Below are 10,897 nucleotides of genomic sequence, written 5' to 3'. Positions count from 1 at the left end.
AGCCGCGTCCAGACAAGATGCATTGGAAGAAGCCGTTTTCGTCCAAAGCGAAGCGGAGATAAGCCATTGCGGCGTGCATGAGCTGCTCGACGTGAATGGGGCCTGGACTTTCTTCCTGCGCGGCGAAGTCCTCGGCCTCGATCAGCGCGGCGTCGAGGCGCTTGAGGAGCTCATCAATCGAGGCGTCGGCAACCGCGCGTAGCAGTTCCTCCTGATCCGTGAAGTGGCGGTACGCTGAGGTGGGGGACACACCAATGGCGCGCGTGACTGCACGAATGCTCACCGCGTCAGGCCCATGCTTTCGGCCGAGCTCTACTGCTACACGCAACATCTCCGCGCGCAGATTTCCGTGATGATATGGCTTGGAGGTACTCATGATTTGGCTATGCTATCACCGTCTTAAGCGCTTACTATTGTTTCTCCTGTCAACATTGTGAGCAGCATAATTGCCGGTGAATCGCCGTCAGATTCCACCGCGTCAACCCGGTGTGGAACATAGGCCGGAAGGTGGATGATCTGGCCTGGCCGGAGGAGGACTTCTTTGCCTCCACACGTAAACAAGACTTCTCCGCGCAACGTTTGTACGGTAATCGGATGTGCAGCCTTGTGATCCGGCAAACTTTGGCCCGCGTTAAAGGTGAATAGGATGAGGTTGCCGCCATCGGCGCTTAACACGCGTTTGACGGCCGGGCGTGGGCGCTGCGCGTTCGGCTCCGGCGCCTCCGCCAGGAGGTCCAGGTTGAGCATTTTCTCGCCGTGATGGCTGGCATTGTCGAAGGTGGTTACGTCATTGATTGGAAGCTCTGCCACGGGCCTATCTGTCATGGGCTTCTCCTTTATCTAAAGGCGGTGGTTTCATTCTCAACGTTACCCAAAAACATCAGATTTAATAAGACTCAAGCCGTATAAAATATTGTAGTTCGTGCCGTCAGTTGGAAGCGATTAAAGTTGAGCAAATGGAACTAATGATCGGCCGTGTCATCAAATCGCACGGAATCAAAGGCGAGCTGAGCGTCGAAGCCACCACCGACGAGCCCGAAATCCGTTTCGCGGTGGGCGAGGTGCTCCATGGCCGCCAGGGAAAGAAGGAACACGATCTCACCATCAAGGCAGTGCGCGCGCACAAAGGCCGCCTGCTCATTACCTTCGAGGAAGTAAAAGACCGAACCGCAGCCGATAGCCTGCGCGGCACCCAATTTTTTGCGCCGCCACTGGATAACCCAGACGACGAAGGTTTCTACGACCACGAGCTCGAGGGTCTGCGCGTCATCCACGAGGGGGCCGACATCGGTGAGGTTACCGGCGTCACCCACGGCCCGGTGCAGTCCTTGTTGTTGGTCAGCCTAGAAAATGGCAAGGAAGCGCTGATTCCTTTTGTCGAGGAGATTGTCCCCGAGGTCGACCTTGAGGAAGGCACCTGCACGATTACGCCACCGGAAGGATTGCTAGAGCTGTGAGGCTAGACGTCGTCACAATTTTCCCTGAATACCTAGACCCGCTGCGTCATGCTCTGCTGGGCAAGGCCATCGAGCAGGGCAAGCTTTCGGTGGGCGTGCACGATCTGCGCGGCTGGGCCACCGATACACATAAGTCGGTGGATGATTCGCCCTTCGGTGGCGGCCCCGGCATGGTGATGAAGCCGGAGGTCTGGGGCCCTGCGCTTGACGACGTCGCCAGTGGCGCCGCGCGCACCGCGGACCTGGAATCCTCGCTCCCGCACCTCAATAAGCCGCGCCACGACGACGTCGAGGGCGTGGAGGCCACCGGCTACGAGCGGTCGGTAGGGGAGGACGGCGTTGCCGAGGATCTGTCCTTGCCGCTGCTTATCGTCCCGACGCCTGCCGGAAAACCTTTCACGCAGGCAGACGCCCAAGAGTGGTCCAATGAGGAACATATCGTCTTTGCCTGCGGGCGCTACGAGGGCATCGACCAGCGCGTCATTGACGATGCAGCGCAGCGCTACCGCGTACGCGAGGTCTCCATCGGTGACTACGTGTTGATCGGCGGGGAAGTGGCGGTGCTCGTCATGGCCGAGGCCATCGTGCGCTTAATCCCAGGAGTGCTGGGCAACAAGCGCTCTCATGAGGAAGATTCATTCTCCGATGGTTTGCTGGAGGGGCCGAGCTACACCAAACCACGTGAATGGCGCGGGCTGGCCGTGCCTGAGGTGCTGACCTCTGGAAACCACGCGCTCGTGGATAGGTGGCGCCGCGAGCAATCCCTGCGCCGCACCTTTGAACGCCGCCCCGAGCTATTGGACGGCGTGGAGCTCGATAAAGCCGACCGCAAGTACTTGGAGCAGCTACGCAATGGAAGTTAGTACCGATCTATCTATTTTGATGACGGAGAAAGAATGGAATGACATTCTTACCCACATGCCGCAGCAGCTGGCAGAAGGCGGCTATGAGCCGGCGAATATCAGCGCGGAGGTCATCTCCTTTACCTGCGAGCCAGACAACATCTTGGTCAACGAGTACATGTCCAAGCACGGCAGCGCACCAGTAGGTGAGAGCGTGTGGCGCGTCATCGTCAATGGCAGCTCTGACCTGCCCTTGCATAAGGTCACCGCGGTGGTGGTGGACTGTTTGCCGCCGCACACGCTGTGGTACGGCACCTCCGAGATCGGTCATACCGAGTTTGGGTTGGGTACCGCCTGCGCGTGGCAACCATAAATCTTTAGGTAGTAACTTCGGCGACGAAAATGGGGAACCTCGCCCTCTGATTAGTTGCTGCAAAATCATCTTGTGAGTTGCGGAAAGAGGAATGTTCCCCGGATTCAATCGTCGTTGGCAGCGCCCGTCTTAACATGAGTTCATCAACAGGAAGTCTCCTTTCTTCCTTCTCTCTTTACTCGATACAAGGCAGGTGCAACGCATGTCCATCCCCAATACTTCCCCTCCGGCCAACAACGTCGCTGGTTTCCCCGATCCGGCAGATAACTACGTGGCACCCACAGAGCAACGCGGCGGGATATCAACCGGCTTGACGGTGGCTATTACGGCCATCGTTGGTCTTTGCTTGGCTGCAATCGTGGCGGGCGTCATGGCGTTCATGGGCAAAAGTGGCGGCTCTGATGATGCTGCTGCTGGTGCGGCCTCCCCAGTACTCGTCTCCCCTGCACAGGAGGCTGCCCCAGTAACTGTCACTGAGCAGCGCCCGGCCACCGTGACCGCGCAGGCGCCAGAACCCGTCGTACCCGTTGAGCGCGTTGCACAAGCTCCGTCCTACTCCTCTGGATACTCCAGCTATCGAGCGCTCACTGGCAACACCTCGCAAAGCTTTGCAGCAAATGTTTATTCATCCTTTGTAAGCAACTACGCCGCGACCGGCTCCCCGAACGCAACGCTGAAGGTTTATTCTCCGGCTACCGGCGGCAACTACGACATGTACTGCTCCGGCACGTCCTCCTCTGTCCGCTGTTCTGGAGGCGACAACGCAGCAGTTCTCATCTACTAGCACTCTGCCAGCACGCCAAAGCGCTTTCGCTTCCTGAACGAGTCGCCCCGACACGAATGTGTTGGGGCGTTACTGCGTGAGGGGAAGTAATTGAGGAGTTGGAGCGCTCATCGCTGGGATGAAAGGGCGGTGCGGTACCTTTGTTGAGTCCAGAAAATCAGCCACAAAGGTGAGGATTTCTTTTGAAGATTGCAGCTACCATCGCCGCAGAGATTGGTGTAAAGGAGTCTCAGGTTGAGACTGCTTTGACGCTTCTGGCGGAGGGAAACACTGTCCCATTCATCGCGCGCTACCGCAAAGAAGCCACTGGTGGTTTGGATGATTCGCAGTTGCGCACCATCGAGGAGCGCGCGACGTACCTGCGCGAATTGGAAGAGCGTAAAGAGGCAATTTTGGCGGCTATCGATGAGCAAGGAAAGCTCACCGACGAGCTGCGTGCACAGATTCTCGAGTGTGAGACCAAGGCGCGTTTGGAAGACCTGTCCCTGCCATACAAGAAGCGCCGCAAGACCAAGGCCGACATCGCTCGCGAGGCCGGCCTGGAAGAGTTGACGGACAAGCTCATTGAGAACCCCACGGCCAATCCAGAAGAGATGGCGGGGCAGTTCCTGACTGAAGGATTTGAAGACACCAAGAAGGCTCTCGAGGGCGCGCGTTCCATCATCATTGACCGTTTTGCTCTCGACGCCGACTTGGTCGGCGAGGTGCGCGAGCGCATGTTCAACGAGGGCACCATGGGTGCTTCCGTGGTGGCTGGCAAGGAAACCGAAGGCGCCAAGTTTAAGGACTACTTCGAGTTCTCTGAGCCTTTCGACCAGCTGCCCTCGCACCGCATCCTGGCGTTGCTGCGCGGTGAGAACGAGGGCGTTCTCCAGCTCAACCTGGATGCCGGTGAAGACGAAGTCTATGAGGGCATGATTGCCGAGCGTTTTGATCTTGCGGTTAAGGATTCCAAGTGGCTTTCCGACGCCGTGCACTGGGGCTGGCGCACGAAGCTCTACATCTCTTCTGGCCTTGATGTGCGCATGCGCCTCAAAGAAATCGCGGAGGAGGGCGCGCTCAAGGTCTTTGCTACCAACCTGCGCGACGTCTTGTTGGCGGCACCGGCGGGTCAACGCGCCACGATTGGACTGGACCCGGGCTATCGAAACGGCGTGAAGTGCGCTGTAGTTGATTCCACCGGCAAGGTTCTTGATACCGCAATTGTCTATCCGCATCAGCCGCAGAACCAGTGGAGCCAGGCAGTAAACACTCTGGCCACGCTGTGTGCGAAGCACTCGGTGGATCTCATGGCCATTGGCAACGGCACTGCGTCTCGTGAGACGGAGAAGCTGGCCAACGAGATCGCTGACATGTTGAAGCAGGCCGGCGGCCAGCGCCCAACTCCGGTCGTGGTCTCTGAGTCGGGTGCTTCCGTCTACTCCGCATCCCAGCTTGCCGCGGATGAGTTCCCAGACATGGACGTCTCGCTGCGTGGTGCAGTCTCCATCGCACGCCGTTTGCAGGATCCCCTGGCTGAGCTGGTCAAGATTGATCCGAAGGCCATCGGCGTGGGCCAGTATCAACACGATGTCAACCAGACCTCGCTGGCGCGCACCCTCGACGGCGTGGTTGAGGATGCAGTAAACGGTGTCGGCGTTGACCTAAACACCGCATCTGTTCCGCTGCTTGAGCGCGTGGCGGGCGTAAACTCCACCATCGCCACCAACATCGTGGCCTACCGTGACGAGAACGGTTCCTTCGCATCCCGCAAGGAACTCAAGAAGGTTCCGCGCTTGGGGCCGAAAGCCTTCGAGCAGGCAGCAGGCTTCCTGCGCATCAATGGCGGCGTTGACCCACTTGATTCCTCCGCCGTGCACCCGGAGGCCTACCCGGTGGTCGCCCGCATTGCGGAGTCCACGGGGCTCGGCGTGGCTGAACTTATCGGTAACTCCAGAGTGCTGCAGAAACTGCAGCCGGCAGACTTCGCTGACGATACTTTCGGTGTCCCGACTGTCACCGACATCATTGCCGAGCTGGATAAGCCTGGCCGCGACCCGCGTCCAGAGTTTAAGACCGCTACTTTCAAGGAAGGCGTGGACAAAGTCTCGGACCTGGTACCGGGCATGATCCTGGAGGGGACCGTCACCAACGTTGCGGCTTTCGGCGCCTTCGTGGACGTCGGAGTGCACCAGGACGGCCTAGTACACGTCTCCGCGATGAGCAATAAGTTCATCTCCGATCCACATGAGGTCGTGCGCTCCGGGCAGGTAGTAAAGGTCAAAGTCATGGAGGTTGACGTGCAGCGTCAGCGCATCGGCCTCTCGCTGCGCCTCGATGATGAACCAGGCCAGCCTGCACAACGCCAGGGTGGTGGCAAGCGTGGTGACAACGGCGGTAGCAGCAAAGGCGGCAACACTGGCAATGGGGCCAAGGGTGGCCGTGGAGCGCGTGGCGGCCGCGGCAATTCCGGTGGGCGTCCCGCCGGCGGCTCCATGGCGGATGCGCTGAAGAAGGCCGGCTTCGGCAACTAAATTTATTAAAAGTTGCTTCGTGGCGTGCTAGTGCAGCGCGGTGAGTTAGTGATAAGTTTGGTGAAACAAACAAAAGGGTGACCGCGGTCACCATACCTTCATGAGGGAGGGTTTCGCCTTGCACCAGAAACAAACGCCGTTCGACGCCACGCAGCCGGCTGCCCATGCCGTGCAGGAAACAGAAGCGAAGGGGTGGCATCGCATCCTGGACTGGCGCCCGCGTAGCGCACTCTCGCGGGTGCTGATCGTTTTCCTGCTGGTAGCGCCAGTCATCCTCGCAGCCACGATGATGTGGGCGATGTGGGACCCTTCCAAGTACATGCGGCAGATTGACTTGGCGGTGGTCAATGAGGACGCCGGCGTGGAAAAGCAGGGCAAATACGTCAACTACGGCGATCAAGTAGTAGAAGGCCTCCTGGAAACTGACTACCTGAACTTCGCCGAGATGAACGCTCAGGAGGCAAACGATGGGTTGTTAAAGGGCAAGTACCTGATGGTGGTGACCATCCCAAAGGTTTTCTCGGAGCAAGCGGTCACCATCATTAGCGATAAGCCGGTCAAACCGCAGATCCACTTCGCCAGCAACGACTATTACGGAACGAATGGCTCGGGGATTTCTTCGAGCCTGGTTCCGCAGGTGCAGACCAGCGTTGAAAACGCGATTTCCAAAAAGTATGCGGATCAAGTCATCGAGGGCATGGTCAAGCTCAGCGATGGCATTGGTACCGCGGCCGAAGGCGCAGGCCGTCTTGACGAGGGCGTGGGCAAGCTCCAGGCTGGCGGCGAGAAGGCTGTGACCGGCATCGACAAGCTGGATGCCGGAGCGGGCCAGCTCAACAACGGTGCGGGTCAGCTGCACGATGGCACTGGCCGGCTGGTCCAGGGCGTAAGCGAGCTTTCCACGGGCGCGGGTCGGCTTGACGACGGCGCGAATGAGTTGGCGACGGGCTCCGATAAGTTGCTGGAGGGCACGGGCAAGCTTGGCGAAGGCGCCAGCCAAATCGAAGGCGGCGTCGGCCAGCTCACCGGCATGCTCATCCCACTCCTGCAGCAAGCACAGTTAGTGGTGCCGAACCTCATCGGCTTGGTGGATGTGCTGCGCGGAATGGGAATGACGGCTCAGGCAGACCAGCTTTCCACTTTGCTGACGAAGCTGGATCCGGCAAATAGCAGCAACATGGTCTCCCAGCTGGAGAAGCTGCGTGATGGTACGCAGCAGCTGAATTACAACTTGTCCGACCCGAATTCCGAGTACCTAGGTGGCATGCTCAAGCTCAACCAGGGCACCCATCAGCTGGCGGAGGGAACCGGACAGCTGAAAAGCGGCGTGGGCGAGCTATCTACCGGCGCCGTGCAGCTGGATGAAGGTGCGGGACGCTTGGCAGAGGGCACCACGAGCCTTAAGGATGGTACCGGTCAGTTGAAGGGCGGCGGTGCCCAATTGAAAGACGGCATCGATAGGCTCAAGGATGGTTCGGGTCAGCTCGCCACGAAGCTGGGGGAGGGTGCTGAGAAGGCCCCGCATATTACCCAGCCCGACGCGACGGCACAGAATATGGCGGTGCCGATCAACTTCACCGAATCCAACGTCCATCCGGTGCAGACCGGCGTTAGCGCCGTCGACCCAACCAAGAAGGAAATCACGGGCGGCGTCTCGATGCTTCTGGTGCTCGTCTTTGGCTTCCTAGCCATGCTGCTGCTCGCTATGACCCTGCCTTATTATCTGCGTGGCATTTTGCCCGCATTCGCGGTGGTTAGCGGCATCAACTTCCTGTTGTTGCTGGGTATGGCGCTGATGTCCACGCTTATGGGCTGGCACCCGGCAAGCTGGCCGATGATGCTGGGAGTGCTCGCAGCAATCGCGATGGTGGGCGCTGCCACCTACCAGCTGCTGCTGGTGACCTTCGGGCGCAGGATTGGCGCCATCTTCTCGGTCGGCGTTTTTGCCATGGGAGTCATGGTCTTCGGCGGCGTGTGGCCCACGGCGGCCATCCCGGCACCGCTGCGTTTGCTGCATCCTTTGCACCCGATGACCTATGCTAAGAACGCCTTCACCCGCGCCACCGATGGCATTCATGATGGCACCTTCGCCGGCGGCATCATGGTCTTGTTCAGCGTCACCGTCTTGGCGGTAGCCGCCAGCTACCTCATCTTCCGCGCACGCCACCACGGCACCGCGCGCCTGCTGGACGAGCACAAGGTCATGGCAGCGACCACGGCTTAAGCGGCGTGCGCGAGCTAACCAAGCTCCCGGTGTAGGCGCTCCGCGCCGCCGGGGTAGCTGCGCAGCCGCAGTCCAAGCCCCGCGGCGAGCTCGCCATAGCGCAGCGCGAAACCGGCGCTGCGGCTGCCAGAATCACAAATTACCCAGACGGTGCCGCCAGCCGGAGCATCTAAGGAGCCCAGTGCTGCGCGCACCATCTCATCGCCGGCGGTGCCTGCCGCAATTTTGTGAAAAGGCAGAGCGTGCTGGCGCAAGTTCGCCGGCAGCGAGCTATAAAGCAGTGCGGACGGGTCACGGATGTCGAGGAAGCACTCCGCAGCTTCGCCAGCGCTAGCAGCAACGCCAGCGCTAGCAGCAACGCTGGCGTTAGAATTGAGCTCGGCATGAGCTTCCAGTGAGGTGCATAGTGCGCGCCCAGGATCGGCGCTGACGCGGAAGCTGCGCAGGCTCGCTGGGTACGCGGTGTAGCTGGATACCTGGCCCACGGTGGTGTCGATTCCGGTGAACCAGCCAATCGCGGCGGTGGCCATCAGCCCGCCGATGACGGAGGTGGTAGCTCCCAGAACACCGGCGCTGGCGCAATCGGGAAGGGCATCGGCAGTGGGAGCGGCAGGGAAGAGGTCGCGCAAACCGCAGCCGCGGCCATCCGGTGTGTTAGTGCCTGAATGCCATAGTGCTACGTCGCCGCGAAAACCCAAGACGGTGCCCCAGACCAGCGGAGTCGAGGTTGCCTCGCAGGCGTCGGCGATGAGGTACTTCGTGTCGAAGGTATCTGTGCCGTCGATGACGAGGTCTGTGTCCTGACACAGTTGCAGTGCATTGTCTGCGCTAAATTGGGCGACTTTCGCCTCGATGTGTATCTCTGGCTGTAGTTTACGGGCGCGCCGGGCGGCGACCGCGGCTTTGGGCTGGCCCACGTCATCCACGCCGAAGAGCACCTGGCGGTGGATATTGCTCAGCGCTACCTCGTCATCGTCGATGAGCGTAATGTGCCCGATACCCGCGGCGGCCAGCTGCTGCAGGACCGGGCAGCCCAATCCGCCCGCACCCACGATGAGCACGTGCGCGCGGTTAAGAGCAACCTGCGCATCTTGGCCGATTAGCACCTGTTGGCGCGCGGTGCGGGCAGACTCGAGTTCGCTAAGGCCCACTAGAGCACCTCATCGGCCCAGCTGGCAAGGCCTTCAAAGGTTGAAGAGGCTTGGGCATGCTCGCGGCGCGGGATGCGTCCTGCCTGGCGGGCATAGTGCCCGGCGGCCACCGCATGACGCATAGCGTGGGCCATGGCCACGGGGTCTTGGCAGCGGTTGATAGCGCTGGCCAGCAGAACCCCGTCGCAGCCTAGCTCCATCGCGAGGGCGGCGTCGGAGGCGGTGCCGATGCCGGCGTCGACAAGCACGGGTACATTGGCGCGCGCGGCGATGAGCTCGATGTTGTGGGGATTTAAAATTCCCAGCCCCGTGCCGATGGGCGCTCCCAGCGGCATCACGGCGGAAGCGCCCGCATCCTCCAAGCGCAGCGCCGCCACTGGGTCATCGCTGGTATAGGCCAAGACCGTAAACTCCTCTGCCACGAGGAGCTCGGTGGCGTCGATGGTTTCTACGACATCGGGAAGCAGCGTGTGCTCATCCGCAATGACTTCTACCTTGACCCAATTGGTGCCTAGCGCCTCGCGTGCCAGCTGCGCCGTGAGCACGGCATCGCGCGCGGTGCGGCAGCCCGCGGTATTCGGCAGCGGCTCAATGTTAAGCCGGCGCAGCAAGTCAAAGACGCTCTCGCCACCTGCCTGCGCGCTGTGGCGGCGCATCGCCACGGTGGTCAGCTGCGTGCCGGAGGCTACCAGCGCTTTTTCCAGCGCGTCCTGGCTGCTTGCGCCACCCGTTCCCATGATGAGCCGAGATTCAAAGCTCTTATCTGCGATTGTCAGCACTTTACTAGCCTCCCTGGATTGCAGTAAGAACATCGATGACCGCGCCTTCTTCGAGGCGGGTGTCTTTCCACGCCGAGCGTGGAACCACCGCGCCATTTATGGCCACCGCAGTGCCCGCCTCTGGTGCATTGACCTCGGCAATCAGTGCCGCCACTGTTGCTGCGGTGGTATCCATCTTCTGACCGTTGTAGGTGATTGTCATCGTGTTCCTTATATATCTGTCTCGATATGGCTGTCTTTACTTCGGCTCTAGCGCGCAAAGCGCAGCGGGTCGCAGGCCGAAAGGTCGATGCTGGGGTCCTCGCCGAGGACGAGCTCGCGCGTACACCGTGCACCGAAGGCGGCCAGCAGGATACCGTGGCGGAAATACCCGGTGGAGACAATGAGCCTGTCACTCACGCGACCCAGGTAGGGAAGATCATCAGGCGTGCCCGGGCGGGCGCCGGTGGTGGCTTCTAGGAACTCGCAATCTTCGATGCCCGGCAGCACCCGGATGGCATCGCGCAGCAGGTCACAGACACCGCCGGCCAGCGGGGCATTGAGGCTATCCTCGCGGCTGGTCGCGCCCACGGCGATGGTTCCGTCACCGCGTGGAATCAGATAGATAGGACGGTCTTCCACGAATCCGCGCACCACGCGGTCTAGCAGCGGGCGGCGTTGCTCTGGCACACGTAGGCGCAGGATGTCGCCGTAGACTGGGCGCAGCGGTTGCGACCATTCGCTAAGACCATTCGCCCCCAGTCCGGCGGCCAGCACCACCTGGTCTGCGGCGAA

At 60.6% G+C, this 10,897-nt stretch carries 12 protein-coding genes; 6 read left to right on the top strand and 6 right to left on the bottom strand.

Features of this window, described 5'->3' with window-relative positions:
• On the bottom strand, positions 1–283 hold a 283-nt coding region (locus HMPREF2724_RS04070), incomplete at its 3' end, for a TetR/AcrR family transcriptional regulator (RefSeq protein ID WP_246818204.1).
• Between the two features lie 116 nt (positions 284–399).
• On the bottom strand, positions 400–810 hold the full coding sequence (locus HMPREF2724_RS04065) for a cupin domain-containing protein (RefSeq protein WP_070587401.1): 411 nt from the start codon (positions 808–810) through the stop codon (positions 400–402).
• 146 nt (positions 811–956) lie between these two features.
• Here HMPREF2724_RS04065 and rimM point away from each other — a divergent pair, with 146 nt between their 5' ends.
• The 6 genes from rimM (at position 957) to HMPREF2724_RS04035 (ending at position 8,193) form a co-directional block, all read left to right on the top strand.
• The gene (gene rimM / locus HMPREF2724_RS04060) at positions 957–1,457 is read left to right on the top strand and encodes a ribosome maturation factor RimM (RefSeq protein ID WP_070587292.1); all 501 of its coding nucleotides are present in this window, start codon (positions 957–959) and stop codon (positions 1,455–1,457) included.
• Complete coding sequence (gene trmD, locus HMPREF2724_RS04055; RefSeq protein ID WP_070587290.1) at positions 1,454–2,320, top strand: tRNA (guanosine(37)-N1)-methyltransferase TrmD; 867 nt, start codon at positions 1,454–1,456, stop codon at positions 2,318–2,320. Before rimM ends, trmD begins: the two co-directional genes overlap by 4 nt.
• The gene (locus HMPREF2724_RS04050; RefSeq protein WP_070518844.1) at positions 2,310–2,672 is read left to right on the top strand and encodes a hypothetical protein; all 363 of its coding nucleotides are present in this window, start codon (positions 2,310–2,312) and stop codon (positions 2,670–2,672) included. The genes trmD and HMPREF2724_RS04050 overlap by 11 nt, the downstream gene beginning before the upstream one ends.
• A gap of 202 nt (positions 2,673–2,874) precedes the next feature.
• Positions 2,875–3,456, top strand: a complete 582-nt coding sequence (locus tag HMPREF2724_RS04045; RefSeq protein WP_070587287.1) for a hypothetical protein — start codon at positions 2,875–2,877, stop codon at positions 3,454–3,456.
• Between the two features lie 182 nt (positions 3,457–3,638).
• Positions 3,639–5,969, top strand: coding sequence for a Tex family protein (locus tag HMPREF2724_RS04040; protein WP_070587285.1), 2,331 nt, complete (start codon positions 3,639–3,641; stop codon positions 5,967–5,969).
• A 118-nt stretch (positions 5,970–6,087) separates the two neighbouring features.
• Positions 6,088–8,193, top strand: a complete 2,106-nt coding sequence (locus tag HMPREF2724_RS04035; protein ID WP_070587396.1) for a YhgE/Pip family protein — start codon at positions 6,088–6,090, stop codon at positions 8,191–8,193.
• Between the two features lie 14 nt (positions 8,194–8,207).
• Here the strand turns inward: HMPREF2724_RS04035 and HMPREF2724_RS04030 are convergent, their stop codons facing one another.
• The 4 genes from HMPREF2724_RS04030 to HMPREF2724_RS13120 all read right to left on the bottom strand — a co-directional run.
• Positions 8,208–9,344 carry a ThiF family adenylyltransferase gene (locus HMPREF2724_RS04030; protein WP_070456389.1) on the bottom strand — a complete coding sequence of 379 codons (1,137 nt, stop codon included), beginning with the start codon at positions 9,342–9,344 and terminating at the stop codon, positions 8,208–8,210.
• Positions 9,344–10,123 (bottom strand): thiazole synthase, encoded by a 780-nt coding sequence (locus HMPREF2724_RS04025; protein ID WP_070456391.1) that lies wholly within the window; start codon positions 10,121–10,123, stop codon positions 9,344–9,346. The genes HMPREF2724_RS04030 and HMPREF2724_RS04025 overlap by 1 nt, the downstream gene beginning before the upstream one ends.
• 4 nt (positions 10,124–10,127) lie before the next feature.
• Positions 10,128–10,325 carry a sulfur carrier protein ThiS gene (gene thiS, locus HMPREF2724_RS04020; RefSeq protein ID WP_070456393.1) on the bottom strand — a complete coding sequence of 66 codons (198 nt, stop codon included), beginning with the start codon at positions 10,323–10,325 and terminating at the stop codon, positions 10,128–10,130.
• A 47-nt stretch (positions 10,326–10,372) separates the two neighbouring features.
• Positions 10,373–10,897: FAD-dependent oxidoreductase (locus tag HMPREF2724_RS13120; RefSeq protein ID WP_246818203.1), on the bottom strand; the 525-nt coding region annotated here is incomplete at its 5' end.

This window comes from Corynebacterium sp. HMSC071F07 (assembly GCF_001810285.1).
GTDB lineage: Bacteria > Actinomycetota > Actinomycetes > Mycobacteriales > Mycobacteriaceae > Corynebacterium > Corynebacterium simulans.
Note: the sequence above shows the minus strand (reverse complement) of the source record. Positions and strands in the feature narration are given on the sequence as shown.